Raw genomic sequence first — 21,049 nt, forward strand, 5'->3', positions numbered from 1 at the left:
ACGATCGCGCGGAGACTCCCTCACATGTATGAGGTCCCGCTGCTCACCCGCGAGCGCTGTGTCGACCTCGTCCGCGTGTCCAGCGCGCGGTGTTGACCCTCCGGTCCACCTCGCGCCACGCCACCTCACCCTCCGACGTCCGGGGCCGGCACGGCCGTGGAGCGGTGACCGGTTCGCGTTGCTGAGCGCCGCGCGCCGCGTACACCCCGGCCGACGAGGCCGCCACCGCCCCGCCCCTCCTCCGGCGTCCCGAGTCCCTCACCGGGCCGTGCCCGCAGCTCCGCGGTGCCGGCCGAGCAGAGATCGGAGTCATCATGAGCCCGGAATTCCTCTGGTACATCCCCAACACCGTCGAACCGGGCCACCGCGGCGACGACAGGGCGACCGGCTGGGGTTCCGTCGAGTACTCCTCCGACCTGGCCAGGACGGCGGAGGCGCACGGATGGGGCGGCGCGCTCCTGGGCACCGGGTGGGGGCGGCCGGACACCTTCACCCTGGCCACCGCGCTCGCCGCCAGGACCGAGACCTTCAAACCCCTGATCGCGGTCCGCCCCGGATACTGGCAGCCGGCCCACTTCGCCGCCGCGGCGGCCACACTCGACCAGCTCAGCCGCGGCCGGGTGCTGGTCAACATCGTCAGCGGGGTCGACCAGCCCGCCGCCTACGGTGACCCGCACAGTGACCCCGCGGGGCGGTACGCCCGCACCCGGGAGTTCCTCCATCTCGTACGGCGCCTGTGGACCGAGGAGGACGTGACGTTCGACGGTGCGTACTTCCGGGTCGGCCGGTCCACGGTCGCGCCCCGTCCGTACGCCACCGGCACCCGGGCCCATCCCACGCTCTACTTCGGCGGCGCCTCCGAGGCCGCCGAACGGGTGTCGGCGGCGGAGGCGGACGTGCAGCTCTTCTGGGGCGAACCACTCGACGGCGTCGCCGAACGCATCGCGAGGCTGAAGGCGTTGAGCGAGGAGGTGGGCCGCAGGCACCGGCCTCTCCAGTTCGGCCTGCGGATCACCACGGTGGTGCGCGACACCACGGAGGAGGCCTGGCGGGCCGCCGAGGAGAAGGTCGCGCGGACGGCCCGGAGCGCGGGGGAGACCGCCTGGACGGAGAACGGCAGGACCGCCGCGGGACAGCAGAGGCTTCTCGACCTCGCGGCACGGGGCGAGGTCCTCGACACCTGCCTGTACACCGCCCCCGGCACCGTCGGCGGCAAAGGAGCGGCGACCACCTGGCTGGTCGGCTCCGCCGCAGACGTGGCCACGGCGCTGGACAACTACCGCGCCCTGGGCGTCACCCACTTCGTCCTCTCCGACACCCCGTACCAGCAGGAGACCGCCCGGGTCGGCGACCAACTGCTGCCCAGGCTGCGCTGACCGCCGTGGACGGCACGACGGCCGGCGCGGCGCCGCGCCCGCCCTCACGCCGCGTCGGACACCGCCCCGGTCCTGTCCCGGAAGGCGGGATGAGCGCCGAGGCGGCGTACGTACGCCCCGAGCCGGGGGTACGAGCAGAGGGTGCCGGCCGGGCCGAGGTGGACGAGCGCCACCCACAGGTCCACGTCCGCGGCCGTGAGCGTGTCGCCCAACGCGTGGGTGCCCGAGGCGAGCCGACGGTCCAGCAGGCCGAGTGCCGCCGACCGTTCCGAGGGCGGTCCGGCCGGGGTGACGTCCCGGTCCAGCAGGTCGCGCAGCGCGTCGATCTCCGGGACGAGGGCCGGCGGGTTGAGAGCGCGGTGACGGGCTCCGTCGTCGCCGGGGAGCAGGCCCCCGAGGTCGCGGAGAATGGCCGGGGTCTCGTTGCTGACGATGCGTCCGCTCCAGCGGTCGCGCAGCGCGGGCACGGTCAGCGGCCCGTCGTAGTGGTGCACCGTGGCCTCGTACGCGCCGCGCAACGAGGCGAAGGCCTCGGGCGTCCCGGCGGGACGGGTCAGGAGCGTGGTGGCGACCGACCCGCCGAGGCCGAGCAGGTCGAGGGTGATCGAGACACGCAGCGAGCGGGGACACCCCGCGGAGAGGTAGAGATCGTAGCGGTGCGGTGCCGGGTAGAAGCCCCCGGCCAGGCCGACGCCGATCCGGCTGTGGAAACGGTACGGCCGGGGGGAGGCCGCGGCCACCCCGGGGCGAAGGGCCGGCGCGGGAAGTGCCGACGCGGAAGGAGCCGGGGGACGACCGCCGGACACGGCCGTGCCGGGGCTGCGCAAAGTTGTCTCGGGCATGACTCTCCCTTTGGGGAACGAGGAGGCCACCGCCGCCTGGTGGGCACCGGCGGCCGGATGCGGAGCGACTGCGCTTCTCGCACCGGTCCGGATCGCACGGACCGGCGGCGGATCAGTAAGCGCTGGAGACACGCAACAGGTCGATGTGCAGGCGCCTCGTCAAGCCGTTCCTCGGCATTGCCACCCGTCTCACCTCCGGGGCCCGCGAGACGCGGGACCGCGCTTGCCCCGCCGCGTCGGCGGAACCCGGTCGTCACCCGGAGCACCCCGTCGCGGTGGAAGGGTTGCCTGTCGGCGGGCCGGGGCCGATGACCACACGAGCGGGCGGAACCCGCGCCGTGGGCGCTGACAATCGTGACCGTCCACATCAGTCTCGGTGCCCTCGGTGACGGCGTCAAGGAAGCCGGGTGCGCGGTCTCACCTGATGGTCACCCGCGTTGACATTCTTTTCGGGAGGTGCCTACCGTGCGGCGCACAACGGGAGCCCCCAGGGCCGGAGAAGCGGTGGTGACAGCGATGTACGGAGCTGACAGGACGGCCGCACACCGGCACCCGCGCCGTGTCCCGCTCCGCGCGGACCGCTCCGTCGGCCTGTCGGGCGTCAACAGCGCGCTGTGTCCGGCCCGTTGTCCCGCCCTCCGCCACTGTCCCGCCCTCTGCCACGACTGACGGTTCTCCCCGTCCCCGACGACCACCGCTGCCGCGGACCGGGACGGAGAAGAAGCCGGACAGCGGAATGAAAGCCACAGCCGCGTTGTTGCGCCTGCTGACCGGTGAGCGGCGCACCGAGGAGTGAGCGGCGCGCCCCAGGACAGCCGCGAGCGTGAGGCCGGCCGGGCCTCCGGGGCCGCCGGGCCGGAAAGGTGGAGGTGAGGCACATGCGTCCCGTGTCCCGTCACCGCGCCGTGGACCCGGCCCCGCCCCGCCGTCTGCACCTGTACTCCCGGACGCACATCGACCTGCTCCGCGTGGCCGGCGCGCTCTGTCGCCCCTGACCTGTTGCCCTCGCAGCCGCACCCCTCGTACGGGGACCGGCTCCCCGTACGGCTGATCAGGAAGGCGTCTCCCGATGTCCTCGTCACCCTCGCCGCTGCACCTCGCCGTCGCCCTCGACGGCGCCGGCTGGCACCCGGCCGCCTGGCGCGAGCCGGTCTCCCGCCCCCGCGAACTGCTGGACCCCGCCTACTGGACCGACCTCGTCACCGAGGCCGAGCACGGCCTGCTCGACTTCGTGACCATCGAGGACGCCCTCGGCCTCCAGTCCTCGTCCCTCACCGAACCCGACGGCCGCACCGACCAGGTACGCGGCCGTCTGGACGCTGTCCTCATCGCCGCGCGGGTCGCCCCGCTGACCCGCCACATCGGTGTGGTGCCGACGGTCGTGGCCACCCACACCGAGCCGTTCCACATCTCCAAGGCGATCGCCACCCTCGACTACGTGAGCACCGGCCGCGCCGGCCTGCGCGTACAGATCTCGGCACGCCGGAACGAGGCCGCGCACTTCGGACGCCGTACGGTCCCGCCGCTCCACGGCGAGGAGTACGCCACGCCTGCCGGGCACGAAGCCCTGTCCGACGCCTTCGACGAGGCCGCCGACCACGTCGAGGTCGTGCGCCGGCTCTGGGACAGCTGGGAGGACGACGCGGAGATCCGGGACGCCGCCACCGGCCGCTTCATCGACCGCGACAAACTCCACTACATCGACTTCGAGGGCAGGCACTTCGCCGTCAAGGGCCCCTCGATCACCCCCCGCCCGCCCCAGGGTCAGCCGATCGTCAGCGCCCTCGCCCACGCCACCATCCCCTACCGGCTGGTGGCCCGGGCCACCGACATCGGCTACGTCACCCCGTACGACGCCGCTCAGGCCCGCGCCGTCGTCGAGGAGATCCGCGCCGAGCAGTCGGCGGCGGGCCGCGCCGGCGAACCCCTGCACGTCTTCGGCGACCTGCTGGTCTTCCTCGACGACGATCCCGCCGAGGCCGTGGCCCGCCGGGAGCGCCTGGACGCCCTCGCGGGACAGCCGTACACCGGCGACGCCCCGGTCTTCACCGGAACCCCCGCCGGGCTCGCCGATCTGCTCCAGGAACTGCAGTCGTCGGGGCTGTCCGGCTTCCGGCTGCGTCCCGCCGTCGCCGGGCACGACCTCCCGGCGATCACCCGGGGCCTGGTCCCCGAACTCCAGCGCCGGGGCGCCTTCCGCCGCGCGTACGAGGCCGGCACCCTGCGCGGGCTGCTCGGCCTCTCCCGCCCCGCCAACCGCTACGCCGCCGCCCCGGCCGTCTGAGCCCGAAGGAGCCTCCTACCGTGAGCCAACCGCTCAAGCAGATCCACCTCGCGGCCCACTTCCCCGGCGTCAACAACACCACCGTGTGGAGCGCCCCCGAGGCCGACAGCCATATCGAGTTCAGCTCCTTCGCGCACTTCGCGCGGACCGCCGAACGCGCCAAGTTCGACTTCCTGTTCCTCGCCGAGGGGCTTCGGCTGCGTGAACAGGGCGGAAAAATATACGACTTGGACGTCGTCGGCCGACCCGACACCTTCACCGTCCTCGCCGCGCTGGCCGCCGTCACCGAACACCTCGGCCTGACCGGCACCATCAACTCCACCTTCAACGAGCCCTACGAGGTGGCCCGCCAGTTCGCCAGCCTCGACCACCTCTCGGGCGGCCGGGCCGCCTGGAACGTGGTCACCTCCTGGGACGCGTTCACCGGAGAGAACTTCCGGCGCGGCGGCTTCCTCCCGCAGGAGGAGCGCTACGCGCGCGCCAAGGAGTTCCTGGCCACCGCGAACGAACTCTTCGACTCCTGGCACGGGGACGAGATCGTCGCCGACCGGGAGACCGGCACGTTCCTGCGGGACGCACGCGCCGGAGCCTTCGTGCACCGGGGCCGGCACTTCGACATCCAGGGGCAGTTCAACGTCCCGCGCAGCCCGCAGGGCCGCCCGGTCATCTTCCAGGCCGGGGACTCCGACGAGGGACGCGAGTTCGCCGCGTCGAGCGCCGACGCCATCTTCAGCCGGTACGCCGCCCTCGCGGAAGGCCAGGCGTTCTACTCCGACGTCAAGGGCCGCCTGCCCCGGTACGGCCGGGGCGCCGACCAGCTGCTGATCCTGCCCGCCGCGAGCTTCGTACTCGGCGACACCGACGCGGAGGCGGAGGAACAGGCCCGTGAGGTACGCCGTTTGCAGGTGAGCGGGGCCACGGCCATCAAGCACCTGGAGTTCGTCTGGAACCGGGACCTGTCCGCGTACGACCCGGACGGCCCGCTCCCCGACATCGACCCCGACCTCGGCGAGCACACCGTCGCCCGCGGCCGCGCCCAGGTACGGATGTACCGCGACCCGCTGGCCACGGCCCGCGACTGGCGCGAGCGCGCCGCCGCCAACAAGTGGTCGATCCGGGATCTCGTCATCGAGACCGGCAACCGGCAGAACTTCGTCGGCTCCCCGGCCACCGTCGCCCGGACCATCAACGACTTCGTGCAGGCCGACGCCGCCGACGGCTTCATCCTCGTCCCGCACATCACCCCGGGCGGCCTCGATTCCTTCGCCGACCGGGTCGTCCCGCTGCTCCAGGAACGCGGCGTGTACCGCACGGAGTACGAGGGCACCACGCTCCGCGACCACCTGGGCCTGGCGCACCCCGACGGCTCCGGGCGACCGGTTGCCGCCGCCGGATCTCCGCCCCGGGTCACCGGGGGCGTGTCCGGGTGAGGACGGCGCGCAGCTCGGGCACCGGGACCTTCGGCCGCCGGTCCGCCGTGAACAGGCCGTTCACCTCCTGTTCCGTGTCGGTGAACTGGGTGTAGCAGTACCCGGCGAGGCCCGAGTCGACGGCGGCGCCCACCAGGGCGGCCAGCCGGTCGGTGAATTCCCGCTCCGTGGCCACGGTGTCGTAGCCGAACCACTGGGCGCCCTCGGCCGGCTCGAAGGTCGCCCCGCCGAACTCGCTCAGCACGACCGGCTGGCCCTGGTGGTGCACGCCGTCGAGGAGGAGACGCCTGGCGCCCGGCCACGGCTCGGGGAACTCGCCGCGCCGCAGCGAGGCGTGGCCGTACCGCTCGCGCAGCACCCGCGCCTGCTGGGTGTAGTCGTGCACGCCCCAGATGTCGGCGGCGGAGATCTCCCAGCCGTCGTTGGAGACGGCGGGGCGCGCCGGGTCGAGGGCCTTGGTCAGGTGGTACAGGCCGTCCATGAAGTGGCGCTGCTCCGGGACGAGCGCCGGGTTCGGGACCGACCAGGACTCGTTGACCGGCACCCAGGCGACGATCGAGGGATGGCTGAGGTCGCGGGAGATCGCCTCGGTCCATTCGCCGACGACCCGCTCGACGGTCCGCGTTCCGAAGGCGTACGCGGACGGCATCTCCTCCCACAGCATCAGCCCGAGCCGGTCGGCCCAGTACAGGAAGCGGGGATCCTCGATCTTCTGGTGGACGCGCAGTCCGTTCAGCCCGATCTCCTTGGCCAGTTCGGCGTCGCGGCGCAGCTCATCGGCCGAGGCGGCGAGGTGCGACGCCGGCCAGTAGCCCTGCTGGAGCGCGAAACGCAGGAAGTACGGCTTGTGGTTGAGGAGGAAGGCCCCCTCGCCCCAGCCGATGTCACGCAGGCCGAGGTAGGAGGAGACGCGGTCGACGGGGGTGTCGTCCGCCGTCTCGCTCAGCACGACCGTGGCGTCGACCAGGTTCGGGTGCTCGGGGCTCCAGAGCAGACCGTCGAGGTCCTGCGCGTGGCGCAGCGCGGGTACCGAGACGTCGAACGCCGCCTCCTCGCCGTCGACCAGGACGCTCTGTTCGGCGAGCAGGCGCCCGCCCAGCGCCAGGCGCACCGTCGCCCGCAGAGGGCGCAGCGGCCACCGGGCCAGACGCATGCGGCACCGTACGCGGGCGTGCGCGACGTCGGGGGTCCAGTGCAGGACCGTCAGACGGTCCTCCGGGACCTCCTCCAGCCAGACCGGCTGCCAGATCCCGGAAGTGCGGTGGTACCAGATGACATGCGGGTCGCGCCGCCAGTCCTGCTTGCCCCGGGGCTGCGCGGCGTCCAGCGGCTGGTCCTCGGCCCGGACCACGACCACCTGCTCTCCGTCGCCGTCGACGGCCTCGGTGAGATCGCAGGTGAAGCCGGTGTGTCCGCCCTCGTGGCGGCCCACCTGACGGCCGTTCAGCCAGACCTCGGCCCGGTGGTCGACCGCCCCGAAGTGCAGCAGGAGCCGCCGGCCCGCGGCGGGCCGGGGCACGTCGATGGTGCGCCGGTACCAGAGCACCGGGTGGAAGCCGGTGTCCTGGACGCCCGACGCCTTGGACTCGGGCGGGTAGGGCACGGTGATGGTGCGGGTGAAGGGCTCGGTGACGGCCGGGTCCATCCAGCGCTCCGACCGGCCGGTGCCCGCGTCGTCGTGGGCGAACTGCCAGGGACCGCTCAGGTCACGCCAGTCCGGGTCGCGGACGAGCTGCGGCCTCGGGTGTCCGGCCGCGTCCAGGTGGGTGTGGGGCATGGGAACTCCGGTGGTGTGGCGGGGGAGAGGGGAGGCTCAGCCGTGCGGGGAGCGCAGCTCCACGGCGGTCGCGGCGAACGCGAGCGGTCCGGGCAGCAGCGGGACCAGCAGCGGAATGGACCACGCGAGGAGCGCCGTCAGCAGTACGGCCCCGGCCAGCAGCAGGCTGCCCCGCGGATCGGCGACCGAGCGGACCAGCCCCTCGCGGACGGAGAGCCGGTGCGGGGCGTCCAGCGCCGTGGCGCGCAGTCCCACGACCGCGGCCCCCAGCGCGAGCAGGGCCAGCGCGGGCGCCACGACCCCCGCCCCGGGCAGCGCGCTGCGCGCCACGGCGGCATCGGCCAGCAGGACCACGACCAGCAGCGGCAGCGCCAGCCCGGCGGAGAGACTGCCGACCGACAGGCGGGCCCGCAACGCGCGGGCGTACGTACCCGATGTGACCGTGGCTCCGCCGCCCGCGGCCTGCCGGAGGCACGCCGACGCCGCGGCGAACGCCGCCGGAGCGGTGACGACCGGCAGACAGGCGATGCCGGTGAGCAGGCCCACCAGCAGCATGTCGGCGAAGAGGGAGAAGCCGGAACCGAAAATCTCGCCGGGCTCCTTGCGCTCGCGGTGGACCGCGACGGGTGTGTGGGGCATGGCGGCTCAGCCCTTCAGTCCGGAGGTGGCCATGCCCTGCACCAGATAGCGCTGGAAGACGAAGAAGAACAGCACGATCGGCAGCACGGAGATCACCGACATGGCGAACATGGGCCCGTACGCGGAGGTGCTGGACTGGTCGACGAAGCTGCGCAGCGCCAGGGTGATGGTGAAGTTCTCCGGGGCGAAGAGATAGATCATCTGCGTGAAGAAGTCGTTCCACGTCCAGATGAAGGTGAAGATGGCCGTGGTGATCAGGGCGGGCCGGCTCAGCGGCAGCGTGATCGACCAGTAGGTGCGGAAGGGCCCGCACCCGTCGATGCGGGCGGACTCCTCCAGCTCACGCGGCAGCCCGCGCATGAACTGCACGATGAGGAAGACGAAGAACGCCTCCGTGGCCAGGAACTTCGGCAGGACCAGCGGCCAGTACGTGTCCACCAGACCGAGCTGGTTGAACATGATGTACTGCGGGATCAGCACGACATGGTGCGGCAGCATCAGCGTCGCCACCATGAAGGCGAACATCCCGGTGCGCATGCGGAACCGCAGCCGGGCGAAGGCGTAGGCGGCCAGCGAGCAGGACAGCACATTGCCGAGGACGGCGCCCCCGGCGATCAGCAGGGTGTTGCCGAGCAGCCGGCCGACGGAGATGCCGGAGACGCCTTCGAAGGCGGTGGTGTAGTTCGACCACTCCAGACGGCCGGGCCACAGGTCGAGGCTGGTCACCACCTCGTCGGCCGGCTTCAGCGAGGTGGCCAGCAGCCAGGCCAGCGGGTACAGCAGCAGAAGCAGGCAGGCGGCGGCGACCGCGTGCGGCAGCCACCGCTTCGTGGCGATGCCCGCCGTGCGAGCCGGGTCGACCGTGTTCACCGAAGTCACCGAAGTCACCGAAGTCACCGTCCCTCCTCGTCCGCGTAGAAGACCCAGGACCGGGAGGTCCGGAACAGGATCAGGGTGATCGCGCCGATGGCGATCAGCAGCAGCCAGGCCATCGCCGCCGCGTACCCCATGTGCGAGGCGGTGAAGCCGCGTTCGTACAGGTAGAGCGTGTAGAACATCGTGGAGTCGGCGGGGCCGCCGTTGCCGCCGCTGATGGCGAAGGCCGGGGTGAAGACCTGGAAGGAGTTGATGATCTCCAGCACCAGGTTGAAGAAGACCACGGGGGAGAGCATCGGCACCGTCACCGAGACGAACTGCCGCCAGCGGCCCGCGCCGTCGAGCGCCGCAGCCTCGTACAGGTCGGACGGGATCTGCTGGAGCCCCGCCAGGAAGATCACCATCGGCGCCCCGAACTGCCAGACCGTCAGCAGCACCACCGCGTACACCGCGAGATAGGGGTCGCCGACCCAGCCGCCGGTGTCGATGCCGACCCAGCCCAGGACCTCGGCGACCGTGCCGCCGTCGTTGAAGAGCGCCTTCCACACCAGGGCGATCGACATGCTCGCGCCGAGCAGGGAGGGCGCGTAGAAGGCGGAGCGGTAGAAACCGCGGCCCGAGCCGAGACTCCTCAGCAGCATCGCCACACCCAGCGCGAGCCCCAGCTTCAGCGGGACGGCCACCACGACGAACAGCATGGTGGTGCCGACCGACCGCCAGTAGCGGGGATCCTCGGTGAGCATCTCCGTGTAGTTGCGCAGACCCACCCACTGCGGCGGATCGAAGAGGTTGTAGTCCGTGAACGACAGGTACAGGGACGCGACCATCGGCACCAGCGTCAGTACGCCCGCGCCGAGCAGCCACGGTGACAGGAACACGTACGCCGGCCACTGCTTCTCGCGGACCCCGGCCCGCCGCCGGGCCGGCCGTGGCCCGTCCGCCTTCCGCTCGGCGGGCGCGGGCGCCCTGGTCGACACCGTGCTCATGGCCTCAGCTCCCGGTCGGCCTCGTCGAGGAGTTCGCGCGCCGCCTGCCGGGGGGTGGCCAGGTCGTAGAGCACGCGCTGGTAGGTGCGGGTGAAGGCGGTCTGGATCGGGACGTCGCCGCGCGGGGGCGCCGTCGGCGGGGCGGCCAGGCCGTACTTCTCCATCATCCGCGCGTACTGGTAGATCTCCTTCTCCGGTCCCGTCAGGGTCTTGGCGACCCGGGCGGCGATCACCCGGTTGGGCGGGGTGGAGCGGCTGAAGCCGAGGATGTCGCCCGCCCGCACGTCGTTGAGGAGGAAGTCGACCAGCCTGGCCGCCTCCTCGGGGTGCTCGGTGCCCGCTCCGATGCCCAGGAGCATCGTGGCCTTGAAGTACGAGCCCGCGCGGCCGCCGGTCGTGGGGACGGGTGCGAAGCGGATGTCCCCGCCGAGGAGGCCGACGTACCCGGGGAACGGCGCGTCCCAGGTGAAGTCCGCCGCGGCCAGACCCCGGCCCATGGGGCTGGTCTCGATGCTGTGGGCCTGGACGGTGTCCTTGGACCCGGCGACCGTGCCCGCCCTGCGGAGGTCGTCGCAGAACGTCCAGAACTCGGTGAGGTCGTCCTCGGTGAAGCCGAGTTCGGTCTGGCTCGCGTAGAGCCGTCCGCCGCGGCTGCGCAGCCATGTCTCGAAGATGTCCTCGTTGGGGCCGTTGTCGTTGGCGCCGGTGAAGGGGCGCCCGTCGGGACTCTTGAGTTTCAGTGCGGTGATCCGCCGGTTGGCGTCCGCCCACTCCTGCCAGGTCCAGCTCGGCCGGGGGGTGCGGATCCCGGCCTTGCGGTAGAGGGCGGCGTCGTAGGCGTAACCGGTGATGCCGCGGCCCATGGGCAGCGCGAACTGGCGCTCCTCGTAGGTTCCCGTGCGCAGGAACTCCCGGTCCATCTCCGCGGTGCGGATCGCGCCGCCGCTCAGGATCTCGTCCAGGCGCAGCAGCGCGCCGCCGCCCGCGTACTGGGAGATCTGCCGGTAGTCGAGCTGGGCCACGTCGGGGATGCCGCCGCCGGCCGCCTGGGTCGCCAGCTTCTGCATGTACGCGCCGAAGTCCCCGTTCGAGGTGCGGACGGTGATGCCGGGGTTCTCCTTCTCGAAGAGCCGTACGGCCTTCTCGGTGCGGGCGGCGCGGTCGTCGTTGCCCCACCAGGAGAACGTGAGGGTGACCCCGCGCGACGAGCCGCCGGCGGCGGAACACGCGGAGAGCGTGGAGGCCAGGGCGGCACTGGCACCGGCGGCCGCCACGGTCAGTACCGCGCGGCGGCTCGGCGACCGGGGGCGGCCGTGCGGGGGGCCGGGCACGGGCGGGTCGGGCAACGGGGCTTCGCGCACCGGTGGTTCGGGCATGAGGGGGCGACCTTCCGGGAGAGCGGGGCGGTGGAGGAGAAGGGCGGGGACCGAGGGGATGCCGGGGTGGGGTGGCGGCACCCCCGCGGACCGGGGGCGGGCTCAGATGCCGGGGTAGACGTCCAGGCGGCCGCACATGCCGAAGCGGCCGCGGGCGGCGGGCCCGGTCGCGGCGACGCGGGCCTCGGCCAGATGCCGGCCGTCCCGCTCGCGCAGGGCGCCCAACTGGCGCTGTGTGGCTGCCGCGGCGGCGCCCGCGCCGTCGCGCCAGCGCTCCTCCCACCCGTCCAGCCGGGGCCGTACCAGCGCGGCGGCCGCCCGCTGGAAGGCCGCCAGCGGCTCCGGATCACCGGCCGCGGTGGCCTCGCGCAGTTCGAGGAAGCGCCGGGTGGCCAGGTCGCGCCGGGCGCGGGCCGCCTCCGCCTGCTCGGCCTCGGGTACGTCCGAAGGGATACGGACCGCCTCGGCGTACACCGCGGGGTCGGTGAGACGGTCCTGCGGCAGGGTGAGGACCGCGTCGCCCGCCTCCGGCAGACCGCTGTTCTGCATCACGACGGTGATCTCCAGGCCGGCCTCAGTGTCCTCTGCGTTCTCGGCGACCAGTCGGTGGATCGTGCCGGGGGTGAACCAGGCAACGACCCCCGGCTCCAGGGGCGTCTCCCGGTAGCCCGAGGTGGTCAGCGTCTGCACGGCGCCGCGGCCCGCCGTGACCACGTACCCCTCGCTGCAGGTGAGGTGCAGATGCGGAGTGCCGCCGCCCGGCCGGCCGTCGACGGTGGGCCAGTCGTACACGCGCAGCCGGGACACGCCGACCGCCGCCGGGAACCCGTCGTACGTCGCGCTCACCACCCGAGCCCCGCCACGTGTGCGGCGACCCGCTCCCGGTCCCAGGCGCCGTCGGCGACGTGCACGCGGTAGCCGCGGGTGAGGGTGTCGCCGGGGTCGAGGACCAACTCCTCGTGGAACGCCCAGGACGGCGCGACCGCGGCGAACGGGTCGCTGCGTACGAACCAGTGCGCCGGGTGCGTGCCCTTCTCGCCCGCGTGGTCGTTGCCCGGGGCGTGCTCGAAGACCACCGTGGCGTGGCCGTCGCGCCCGTCGTGCTCGCCCACGTACGCCAGCCAGGGGGCCTGGGCACCCATCAGGTCGCCGCCGTCCGCCCCGGCGGTGAAGACACGGCCGTCACGGAAGGCGCGCGGGCCGCGCCAGAACAGCCCGGTGTATCCGGCGGCGGGGCGGCCATGGGTGGTGGGGCTGCCGAAGCGCAGCGGCTCGGTGCGCCGGTTGGTCACGGCGGAGGTCCAGGTCAGGGACCAGCTTCCGGCCTCCGGGTCCACGCCGCCGACCTCGATGCGGCGTTCCTCCTCGGCCCACAGTTCGCCGTCGTGGGGGTGCCAGCTCAGCCGCTCGGCGAGGACGGCGCGGTCGCCGGTGGCGGAGACCTCCTCGAAGGCGGTGTGCGCCATGGAGCCGATCCGCTCGGGCAGCGCGACATACCCCTCGCCGTGCACATAGGTGTTGCCGCCCCACAGGTTCTGCCCGGAGAGGTGGGAGGCCGTGAGCTGGAGCCCCTTGTGCCACCGGTGGTCGTTGGGGCGGTAGTCGGTGACCACGGCGCCGGCGAGGGTGCGGACGGGGTGCAGATAGGGCTTGGGAGCCTCCCACGCCGCTTCGGGACGGTAGACGTACGCGAACAGCTCGGTGCCGGTGGCCTCGTGGGCGACGGTGACACGGTCGCCGTGGGCGTGGGTCAGGGTGAGGGTCATGCGCGGTCCTCCTCCTCGCGGGGGCCGGCCGGTGCCCAGCCCGGGGCGCCGCCGTGCAGTGCGGTGTAGTAGGGGTCGCCGGGGCCGATCTCGCCCGCGCGGACGGGGGCGTCGGTGAACGCGGACTTGTAGAGGGCGGTGATGAACTCCAGCGTCCGCCGGCCGCCCGGGCCGCTGGTGGAGTGGCGCCGCCCGGCCCGGATGTCGGCGATCAGCACCCGGAGCTGGGCCAGGTGTGAACTCGGCACGTCGGCGCCGAAGTCGCGCCAGGCGGCCGCGGTCTCCTCGGGGACGCCGGGCGCGGGGGTGATGCGCCAGTCCGCGTTGCGGTAGCCGTACAGATGGGTCAGCTCGATCGTGGCGCGCTCGCAGTCGATCCGGATCCGGCTCGTCTCGTCGGGGCTGAGGACGCTGTTGACGACGGTGGCGAGGGCGCCGCCGCCGAAGCGGACCTGCGCGGTGGAGACATCCTCGGTCTCCACGTCGTGCACCAGCCGGGCCGCCATGCCGCGCACCTCGGTCCACGGCCCCATGAGGTCCAGCAGCAGGTCCGTCTGGTGGATGCCGTGGCCCATGGCGGGCCCGCCGCCCTCGGTGGCCCAACGGCCGCGCCACGGTACGGAGTAGTAGGCGCTGTCCCGGTACCAGGTGGTCTGGCAGTGGGCCACCAGCGGCCGGCCGAACGCGCCCTCGCGCAGCAGCCGGCGGATGTGGCGGGCCCCCGAGCCGAAGCGGTGCTGGAAGACGATCGAGGCGTACGGGTCCGCGTCACCGCCCGGCTCCGCCGCCCCGACGGCGTCGTGGTCGGCCAGCGACGGGCACGGCGGCTTCTCGCACCACACCCACGCGCCCGCCCGCAGCGCGGCCACCGACTGCTCCCGGTGCACGGCGGGCGGCGTGCAGAGTACGACCAGGTCCGGGCGCACCTCGGCGAGCATCGCGTCGAGATCCGCGGAGGCGTACGGGATGCCGGACGCGGCGGCGAACGCCCGCACCGCGGCCGTGTCGACGTCGACCGCGGCGACGAGCTCCACCTCGCCCTCGGCGGCGAGCTTCTCCAGCGCGGGCAGATGACTGCCGCGGGCGATACCCCCGGTGCCGACCACGGCCGTGCGCAGCGGGGTGGTGGAGCGAGACATGCGGACCCTTTCGTGGGGCGGCCGACCGTGGCTCATGGACCCTCGTGAGCGGCTCGTACACGGGGTCGGACGGCGTCGGCGAAAGCTCCGTAAGCGCTTTCTGTTCCAACGTTGTACCTGCCGTGCAAGTTCTGGGTCAACCCCTCGTCAGCAGGCGATCCGGCCCGTCGGATACGCTGAGATCCGCCGTGAAGACACCGGCGATCTGCGAGAACAACGGCGAAGGGGGCCGGTCGGTGGCAGCAGCGACGCTCAAGGACGTGGCGGCTCGCGCGGGGGTGTCGATCAAAACGGTGTCCAACGTTGTACGCGGCGCCCCACGGGTCTCCGAGGCCACCCGGGAGCGGGTGCTGCGCGCCGTGGGCGAGCTCGGCTACCGGCCGAACCCGTCGGCGCGGCGGCTGCGCACCGGCCGCAGCGGACTGATCGGCCTCTCCGTGCCCGACCTGGCGATCCCGTACTTCGCGGAGCTGGCCCAGCATGTCCGGGCGGAGGCCGCGGGGCTGGGGCTGACCGTCCTCATCGAGGAGACGCTGGGCGACGCGGCGGAGGAACTGCGCCTGACGACCGGCGTCGGCGCGGCGCTGCTGGACGGTGTGATCCTCTCGCCCCTGCACGTCCCGCTCGACGACCTCGCCTCCGTCGCCGACGCGTTCCCCCTGGTCCTGCTCGGTGAACGGAGCTACGAACGCGACCAGGTCACCGCAGACCACGTCCTGATCGACAACGTCGCCGCGGCCCGCGAGGTCACCGCGCACCTGGCCGGGTTGGGCCGCACCCGGATCGCCGCCGTCGGGGTGAAGACCCAGTCGGCCGCGACCAGCAGACAGCGTCTGGAGGGCTTCCAGCGCGCGCTCCACGAGGCCGGGCTGACCTTCGACCCGCGGCTGGCGCCGCCGGTGAAGGAGTTCGACCGCCGGAGCGGCCTGCTGGCCATGCGCGCGCTGCTCGCGCTCCCGGCGGACGCCCGCCCGGACGCGGTCTTCTGCTTCAGCGATCTGCTGGCGGTGGGGGCCGTGCGGGCGTTGCACGAGGCGGGGGTGGGCATTCCCTCGGAGGTCGCCGTGGCGAGCATCGACGGCTCCGAGGAGGCGCTCTACAGCACGCCGTCCCTCACCTCCGTCATACCGGACAAGGCGGCGATCGCCGCGCTGGCGGTGAAGTCGCTGGCCGCGCGGATCGGCTCGGCGCAGCCGCTGCCCTTCGAGGTCCACCTGGCCCCGCACCGGCTCGTGGTGCGGGAGTCCACCGACGGGGTACGGCGGCCGCTGGAGGTATGACACCGCCTGGTCCGGGAGGCCGTACCGGCTCCCGGACCAGGCGGTGTCGTCGTCGGCCGGCTCCGGCGGCGGCCCCCGGAACGGTCAGCCCTTCAGCGGACCGCCGTTGATCGCGACCCGGCGGCCGTAACGGGTGCGCGGGTAGTAGTCGTACGTCGCGTGGTGCTGCACGCAGCGGTTGTCCCAGAACACCAGGGTGCCCGGCGTCCAGCGGACCCGGCAGGTGAGCATCGGGCGCTGGGGCACGAGGGCGAAGAGCATGCCGAGCAGCGCCTGGCTCTCGTCGGCGGAGAGCTGCGGGATGCGCGAGGTGTAGGCCTGGTTGACGTAGAGGATGGGACGGTCGGTCTCGGGGTGCCGCACCACCACCGGGTGCTCGTTCACCGGGATCTCGTAGTCGGGGGGCACGGTGTAGCCGCGGAAGCTCTGCGCACCGTCGTGGACGGCGGTCAGGCCGTCCAGCAGGCCGCGCATGGTGGGGGAGAGCATCTCGTAGGCCAGGTGCATGTTGGCGAACAGCGTGTCGCCTCCGCTGCCGCCCTCCGGGGTCTCGGTGATGTACAGCATCGAGCCCAGGGACGGTTCGAGGTCGGCCGTTCCGTCGGCGTGCCAGGCGTTGCCCGCGACGTTCGCGGCGGCCGGGCTGGTCCTGATCTCCAGCACGTGGGGATCGCCCTCGGGCGGCGGCGGATTGACCGGCCGCAGGTCACCGAAGCGGCCGGCGAAGCGCTTGTGTTCCTCGACGGTGATCTCCTGGTCGCGGAAGACCAGCACATGGTGGTCGAGGAACGCGGTTCTGATCTCGGCCAGTTCGTCCTCGGTGAGCCGGGAGAGGTCCACACCGCTGACCTCGGCGCCGATGACCGGGGTCAAGGAGGCCACGGAGATGTGCTCGTAGGGCCTCGGCGGCCTGGTGGTGACGGCTTCGAGAGCGGTGAGTTCGTAGGGCTCCATCGCGTTCTCCTCGGTGGTGGGGGCCTGCCGGTCGGGGGTGCGGATGCGGGGAAGGACGGACGGGCGGTCGTCCCGGTCTGTGCGACGGCCGTGCCGCCGGTTCCCGCCACGGGCGCGGGGCGCGGCGGGAGGAAAGGACCGAGCCGGTCGCAGGGTTCAGCGGACGTACGGCGCGGGGGTCACCGGGTGTCCCGGGCGCGGCTGTCGAGCCGGTCGAGTTCGCCGGTGACGAGCTCGGCGATGCGGGGGACCCGCTCCCCTTCCAGCACGTCCCAGTGGCCGCCCGCCACCCGCTCGACCCGGAAGCCGCCCAGGGCCCGGTCCTCCCAGAAGCGGCGTAACTCCTTCTCGGACGCGGCCCGTTCCGCGGCGTCCCGGCCTTCCGCGTCCGCCTGGACGAGCAGCAGCGGGGCGGTCGTCGGCGGTGGCGTGTAGGCGGCGGCCGCGGCGCGGTTGCGGTTGTAGGTCCGGAAGTACCGGTCGATCTGGGCGTCGTCGATGCCGGGGTACATGCCGTTGAAGCGGACGAGTTTCTCCCGGAACTCGGTCGCGTCCACCGGCGCGAACGCGGCTCGCTTCGCCTCGTCGTCCGTGCCGTGGGTGTCGAGCAGGACCACGGCGGTCCGGTGGTGACCGGCTCGTACGAGCCGGCGCCCCATCTCGTGCGCGACCAGACCACCGTAGGAGAGCCCGCACAGGACGAGGGCCTCGTCCGGCGCGGGCCGTACGCGTGCCAGGTAGTGTTCCGCCATGGCCTCCACCGACGCCAGCGGTTCCTCACCGGGCTCGATCCCCCGGGCCTGGACGCCCTGGACGCCGATCCCGTCCGGCAGCGCCGTGGCCAGCTCCAGGTAGCAGAAGGCGGTTCCGCCGGCCGGATGGACGCACACCACCCGCCGGCCGCCGCCGCCGGCCCGGAACTCGATCAAGGAATCGTCGCCGCGCGCCGGTGCTCCCCGGCGGAGGTGCGCCGCCAGCCGTTCGATCGTGGGGTGTTCGAGTACGTCGCGGATCGGCAGGTCCCGGCCGAACCGCTCACGGATCAGGTGTGCGACCTTGATGGCGGAGAGGGAGGTGCCGCCGACCGCGAAGAAGTCGTCGGTGACGCCGATGCCGGGATGCAGCAGCACCTGCCGCCAGATCCGGTACAGCGACATCTCCACCCCGTCACGCGGCGCCCGTACGTTGACCTGGGAGGGCGGCGCCGTACGGGCCCGTTCCAGCACGGCCCGGCGGTCCAGCTTGCCGCTGCGGTTGAGCGGCAGCCGGGGGAACTCGGCGAACAGCGACGGGATCATGTAGTCCGGCAGCCGCTCCGCGAGGGCGGCGCGCCACTCGTGCGGCGGCAGCGGCGGCCCCTCGGACCGGCCCACCCCGGCCACCAGCACACTCTCACCGGCCCCGGTACGGTCGGCGAGCACCGCCGCCTCCGTCACACCGGGCAACTCCCGCAGCGCCGCGGCCACTTCCCCGGGCTCGATCCGGAATCCCCGGAGCTTGACCTGGTCGTCGGCGCGGCCGACGAACTCGAAGTTGCCGTCGGGCAGCAGCCGCGCCAGATCACCGGTCCGGTAGATCCGTTCGCCCGGGACCAGGGGGTCCGGCAGGAAACGCTCGTCGGTCAGGTCGGGCCGGTTGAGGTAGCCGTCGGCGACCCCGGCCCCGCCGATGTACACCTCGCCGGTGACCCCGCGCGGAACCGGCAGGCGCCGCTGATCGAGCAGCTCTATACGGGTGTTGTCCACGGGCCGGCCGATCGGGCACCGGCGCTCCCGCCCGTGCGGCTCGTTGTACGTGATGCTGTACACGGTGGTTTCCGTCGGACCGTAGACGTAGCAGATCCGCAGCCCCGGCAGCACCTGCCGCATCCGGTGCAGCGCCGCCTCCGGAAGGGGCTCCGCCCCGGTCGCCACCTGGCGCAGCGCCAGACCCCGCAGCCGGTCCTCCGGGTTCTCGTCGATCCAGACGATGTACGACGCCGGCAGCCAGGCATGCACGATCCTGTGCGCGCGCATCCAGTCCATGAGCCGTTCCGGGTCGCCCCGCAGGTCCTCCGGCACCAGATGGAGGACCGCACCCGTGGTGACCGGGAGGAACAGCTCGTGCACGGACGCGTCGAAGCCGATGCTGGCCCACACCGAGGACGCCTCCCCGGGGATCGCGCCGTAGTGGTGCAGCCAGTTGTCCAGCAGGTTGACCACACTGCCGTGCCGGACCGCCACCCCCTTGGGACGTCCCGTCGAGCCCGAGGTGTAGATCACGTAGGCGAGATGGGACGGCAGGACCGCCGTACCGGGGGAGTCCTCGCGCGCCCCCTCCTGCTCGACCCGCCGCAGCGGCAGCCAGGAGGCGGACGGGCCGGCGCCGTCGCTCAGGACCAGAGCGGGCGCCGCCTCCTCGACGATCACCGCCAGCCGGCCGCCCGGTTGCCCGGGATCCAGCGGAAGGTAGGCCGCACCCGCCTTGAGGATGCCCCATATGCCCACCAGCAGTTCCACCGTGCGGCCGCAGTGCAGCCCGACCACGTCCCCGGTGCGGACGCCCCGGGCGAGGAGGGCGTGGGCCAGCCGGTTGGCACGCCGGTCGAGGGTGGCGTAGTCGAGCCGTGTCTCCCCGTCGGCCACGGCGGGAGCGGTCGGCCGCTCCCGGACCTGCTGCTCGAAGCGCTCGACCAGACCGGTGGCCGGCGGGCCGGTGGTCCGCCCCCGGCCCAGGGCCAGCACCTCCTCGTGTTCCCGCTCGTCGAGCAGGACGAAGTCCGCGACGCACCGCCCGGGGTCGGCCGCCAACTGCTCCAGTACGCGCGTCAGGTAGCGGGCGTGCCGCCGGACCGTCTCGTCGTCGAACAGGTCGCGCGCGTAGTCCAGATGCCCGGTGACGCCGCCGTCCTCCTCGTGGAGCGACAGGGTGTAGTCGAACTTCGCGGGCCCGAAGGGGATGGTCAGCGGTTCGACCCGGGTACCGGCGAGACGCAGCAGACCCTTCTGGGAGGTGCCCCACGCCAGCATGGTCTGGAAGAGCGGCCCGTGCGCGAGGCTGCGCGGCGGGTTCACCGCCTCCACGATCTGCTCGAAGGGCAGGTCCTGGTGGTCGAGCGCACCCCGGAGCGAGGCCCGGACACGGCCCAGCGCCTCGGCGCCGGTCGGCTCCCCCGACAGATCCAGCCGGTGGGGAAGCGAGTTGACGAAGAACCCGATCAGCTCGGACGCCTCCCGGCCACGCCGGCCCGCCACCGGGAAGCCCACGACGGTGTCGCTCTCCCCGGAGAGCCGGGACAGCACGATGTGCCAGCCGGTGAGAACAGCCGTGAACAGGGTGCACCTCTCCCGGCGGGCCACCGCGCGCAGGGCGGTCGTCAGCCCTGGGCCGAGGCGCACCGGGACACGGCCGCCCTCGTCGCCCCGCCGCCCGGGGCGGGGCCTGTCCGCGGGGAGATCGAGCGAGGCCGGCGCGCCGTCCAGATACGTCCGCCAGAACGCGGCCTGCGCGGTGGCCCCGGGCCCGCCCAGCCACTCGCGCTGCCTGCGGCACAGGGTGGTGAACCGTGTCCTCGGCGGCGGCAGCGGGTCGGACCCGCCCTGCGTGAGCGCCCCGTAGTGGGCGCTCAGCTCCCGCAGCAGGACCTCCATGGACCGGCCGTCGAAGACCGCGTGGTGCAGGGTCAGCAGCAGCGTGTACCGGGATTCCCCCAGGATGATCAGCCGCCCCCGGGCCAGTGGACCGCGCGCCAGGTCGAACGGGGTGTCGCACTCCTCGCGTTGCCGGTCGGTGACCCGGGCCTCCGGGTCCGGGACGCCGCTGAGGTCCTCCACGGTCAGCGGGAAACCCGTCTCCGCGGGGCCCACCTCCTGACGGGCGTCACCGTTCACGGAGACGAACCGGGTACGCAGGGTCTCGTGCCGGGTGACAACGATGTCCAGCGCGTGCGCGAGAAGGGTCCTGTCCAACGGCCCCTCGACGGAGAACGCCAGCGTCTCGTTGTACGCGGTGCCGGTGCCGTCCGTCTGGGCCAGGGTCCACAGGCGCTGCTGCCCGGGGGAGAGCGGAGGGAGGAGTGCGTGATCGCGGGTGTCGGGCGGGAGGAGGCGGGGGCTGGATGCGCGCGTTGCCGACAAGGGCGGCCCTTCTGCCGAACTGTGAACGGTGGTTGGGGGAGAGGCAACCGAGGTGCGGGAGACGTGGATCAGTTCGTGAGGCTGGCGGGAGTCATCATTGGACTCCGGTTCTGATCATGTCAATGGACGAATTTCGCGTTCCATGACCGTCGCGTATGTGCAAGAGGAAAATTGATCGAAGTCGACGGATGCGCGCCCGGATCGATTCA

The 21,049-nt window shown here is 72.9% G+C and carries 17 protein-coding genes and 1 riboswitch; of the genes, 5 read left to right on the top strand and 12 right to left on the bottom strand.

Going from position 1 to position 21,049, the window contains the following annotated elements:
* The first annotated feature begins 314 nt into the window (after nt 1-314).
* Nucleotides 315-1,376 (top strand): LLM class flavin-dependent oxidoreductase, encoded by a 1,062-nt coding sequence (locus tag ACFTZC_RS29450; protein WP_382894792.1) that lies wholly within the window; start codon nt 315-317, stop codon nt 1,374-1,376.
* A gap of 44 nt (nt 1,377-1,420) precedes the next feature.
* On the opposite strand, the gene ACFTZC_RS29455 is transcribed toward ACFTZC_RS29450, so the two are convergent.
* Nucleotides 1,421-2,218: a glutathione S-transferase C-terminal domain-containing protein gene (locus ACFTZC_RS29455; protein ID WP_382894794.1), complete on the bottom strand. Its 798-nt coding sequence runs from the start codon at nt 2,216-2,218 to the stop codon at nt 1,421-1,423.
* A 112-nt stretch (nt 2,219-2,330) separates the two neighbouring features.
* Nucleotides 2,331-2,396: a putative leader peptide gene (locus tag ACFTZC_RS29460; protein ID WP_351121255.1), complete on the bottom strand. Its 66-nt coding sequence runs from the start codon at nt 2,394-2,396 to the stop codon at nt 2,331-2,333.
* Between the two features lie 36 nt (nt 2,397-2,432).
* Nucleotides 2,433-2,578: riboswitch (SAM riboswitch) on the bottom strand.
* Between the two features lie 518 nt (nt 2,579-3,096).
* Between ACFTZC_RS29460 and ACFTZC_RS29465 the strand changes: the two genes are divergently transcribed.
* From ACFTZC_RS29465 to ACFTZC_RS29475, 3 genes are all read left to right on the top strand, one after another.
* Nucleotides 3,097-3,213, top strand: coding sequence for a putative leader peptide (locus ACFTZC_RS29465; protein ID WP_382894796.1), 117 nt, complete (start codon nt 3,097-3,099; stop codon nt 3,211-3,213).
* A gap of 74 nt (nt 3,214-3,287) precedes the next feature.
* Entirely contained in the window at nt 3,288-4,502 is a 1,215-nt protein-coding gene (locus ACFTZC_RS29470) for an LLM class flavin-dependent oxidoreductase (protein WP_382894798.1), read from the top strand.
* A gap of 20 nt (nt 4,503-4,522) precedes the next feature.
* Entirely contained in the window at nt 4,523-5,932 is a 1,410-nt protein-coding gene (locus ACFTZC_RS29475; RefSeq protein ID WP_382894800.1) for an NtaA/DmoA family FMN-dependent monooxygenase, read from the top strand.
* Here ACFTZC_RS29475 and ACFTZC_RS29480 read toward each other — a convergent pair.
* The 8 genes from ACFTZC_RS29480 to ACFTZC_RS29515 form a co-directional block, all read right to left on the bottom strand.
* Complete coding sequence (locus ACFTZC_RS29480) at nt 5,910-7,709, bottom strand: sugar-binding domain-containing protein (RefSeq protein ID WP_382894802.1); 1,800 nt, start codon at nt 7,707-7,709, stop codon at nt 5,910-5,912. The two genes, ACFTZC_RS29475 and ACFTZC_RS29480, sit on opposite strands and share 23 nt — an antisense overlap.
* Before the next feature lie 36 nt (nt 7,710-7,745).
* Entirely contained in the window at nt 7,746-8,348 is a 603-nt protein-coding gene (locus ACFTZC_RS29485; RefSeq protein ID WP_382894804.1) for a hypothetical protein, read from the bottom strand.
* A 6-nt stretch (nt 8,349-8,354) separates the two neighbouring features.
* Nucleotides 8,355-9,185 (bottom strand): carbohydrate ABC transporter permease, encoded by an 831-nt coding sequence (locus ACFTZC_RS29490; protein WP_382894847.1) that lies wholly within the window; start codon nt 9,183-9,185, stop codon nt 8,355-8,357.
* A 56-nt stretch (nt 9,186-9,241) separates the two neighbouring features.
* Nucleotides 9,242-10,210 (bottom strand): carbohydrate ABC transporter permease, encoded by a 969-nt coding sequence (locus tag ACFTZC_RS29495; RefSeq protein ID WP_382894806.1) that lies wholly within the window; start codon nt 10,208-10,210, stop codon nt 9,242-9,244.
* Nucleotides 10,207-11,586, bottom strand: coding sequence for an ABC transporter substrate-binding protein (locus ACFTZC_RS29500; RefSeq protein ID WP_382894807.1), 1,380 nt, complete (start codon nt 11,584-11,586; stop codon nt 10,207-10,209). The genes ACFTZC_RS29495 and ACFTZC_RS29500 overlap by 4 nt, the downstream gene beginning before the upstream one ends.
* 102 nt (nt 11,587-11,688) lie before the next feature.
* Nucleotides 11,689-12,432, bottom strand: coding sequence for a cupin domain-containing protein (locus ACFTZC_RS29505; RefSeq protein WP_382894809.1), 744 nt, complete (start codon nt 12,430-12,432; stop codon nt 11,689-11,691).
* The gene (locus ACFTZC_RS29510; protein WP_382894811.1) at nt 12,429-13,352 is read right to left on the bottom strand and encodes a PmoA family protein; all 924 of its coding nucleotides are present in this window, start codon (nt 13,350-13,352) and stop codon (nt 12,429-12,431) included. Before ACFTZC_RS29510 ends, ACFTZC_RS29505 begins: the two co-directional genes overlap by 4 nt.
* Entirely contained in the window at nt 13,349-14,491 is a 1,143-nt protein-coding gene (locus ACFTZC_RS29515; RefSeq protein WP_382894813.1) for a Gfo/Idh/MocA family protein, read from the bottom strand. The genes ACFTZC_RS29510 and ACFTZC_RS29515 overlap by 4 nt, the downstream gene beginning before the upstream one ends.
* A gap of 236 nt (nt 14,492-14,727) precedes the next feature.
* Here ACFTZC_RS29515 and ACFTZC_RS29520 point away from each other — a divergent pair, with 236 nt between their 5' ends.
* On the top strand, nt 14,728-15,771 hold the full coding sequence (locus ACFTZC_RS29520) for a LacI family DNA-binding transcriptional regulator (protein WP_382894849.1): 1,044 nt from the start codon (nt 14,728-14,730) through the stop codon (nt 15,769-15,771).
* An 84-nt stretch (nt 15,772-15,855) separates the two neighbouring features.
* Here the strand turns inward: ACFTZC_RS29520 and ACFTZC_RS29525 are convergent, their stop codons facing one another.
* Both ACFTZC_RS29525 and ACFTZC_RS29530 read right to left on the bottom strand, forming a co-directional pair.
* A complete protein-coding gene (locus ACFTZC_RS29525) occupies nt 15,856-16,725 on the bottom strand; it encodes a TauD/TfdA dioxygenase family protein (protein ID WP_382894814.1) in 870 nt (289 codons plus the stop codon).
* A 179-nt stretch (nt 16,726-16,904) separates the two neighbouring features.
* Nucleotides 16,905-20,840 (bottom strand): amino acid adenylation domain-containing protein, encoded by a 3,936-nt coding sequence (locus tag ACFTZC_RS29530; RefSeq protein WP_382894816.1) that lies wholly within the window; start codon nt 20,838-20,840, stop codon nt 16,905-16,907.
* Nucleotides 20,841-21,049 lie beyond the last annotated feature (209 nt).

Origin of the sequence: Streptomyces sp. NPDC056987 (genome assembly GCF_042673865.1) — a bacterium.
Lineage (GTDB): Bacteria > Actinomycetota > Actinomycetes > Streptomycetales > Streptomycetaceae > Streptomyces.

What these genes read in the sequence shown, in the direction of transcription:
- ACFTZC_RS29510 (WP_382894811.1), bottom strand. Translation starts at nt 13,352, where the DNA reads ATGACCCTCACCCTGACCCACGCCCACGGCGACCGTGTCACCGTCGCC.
- ACFTZC_RS29480 (WP_382894802.1), bottom strand. Translation starts at nt 7,709, where the DNA reads ATGCCCCACACCCACCTGGACGCGGCCGGACACCCGAGGCCGCAGCTC.
- ACFTZC_RS29500 (WP_382894807.1), bottom strand. Translation starts at nt 11,586, where the DNA reads ATGCCCGAACCACCGGTGCGCGAAGCCCCGTTGCCCGACCCGCCCGTG.
- ACFTZC_RS29485 (WP_382894804.1), bottom strand. Translation starts at nt 8,348, where the DNA reads ATGCCCCACACACCCGTCGCGGTCCACCGCGAGCGCAAGGAGCCCGGC.
- ACFTZC_RS29450 (WP_382894792.1), top strand. Translation starts at nt 315, where the DNA reads ATGAGCCCGGAATTCCTCTGGTACATCCCCAACACCGTCGAACCGGGC.
- ACFTZC_RS29465 (WP_382894796.1), top strand. Translation starts at nt 3,097, where the DNA reads ATGCGTCCCGTGTCCCGTCACCGCGCCGTGGACCCGGCCCCGCCCCGC.
- ACFTZC_RS29455 (WP_382894794.1), bottom strand. Translation starts at nt 2,218, where the DNA reads ATGCCCGAGACAACTTTGCGCAGCCCCGGCACGGCCGTGTCCGGCGGT.
- ACFTZC_RS29515 (WP_382894813.1), bottom strand. Translation starts at nt 14,491, where the DNA reads ATGTCTCGCTCCACCACCCCGCTGCGCACGGCCGTGGTCGGCACCGGG.
- ACFTZC_RS29470 (WP_382894798.1), top strand. Translation starts at nt 3,288, where the DNA reads ATGTCCTCGTCACCCTCGCCGCTGCACCTCGCCGTCGCCCTCGACGGC.
- ACFTZC_RS29525 (WP_382894814.1), bottom strand. Translation starts at nt 16,725, where the DNA reads ATGGAGCCCTACGAACTCACCGCTCTCGAAGCCGTCACCACCAGGCCG.
- ACFTZC_RS29495 (WP_382894806.1), bottom strand. Translation starts at nt 10,210, where the DNA reads ATGAGCACGGTGTCGACCAGGGCGCCCGCGCCCGCCGAGCGGAAGGCG.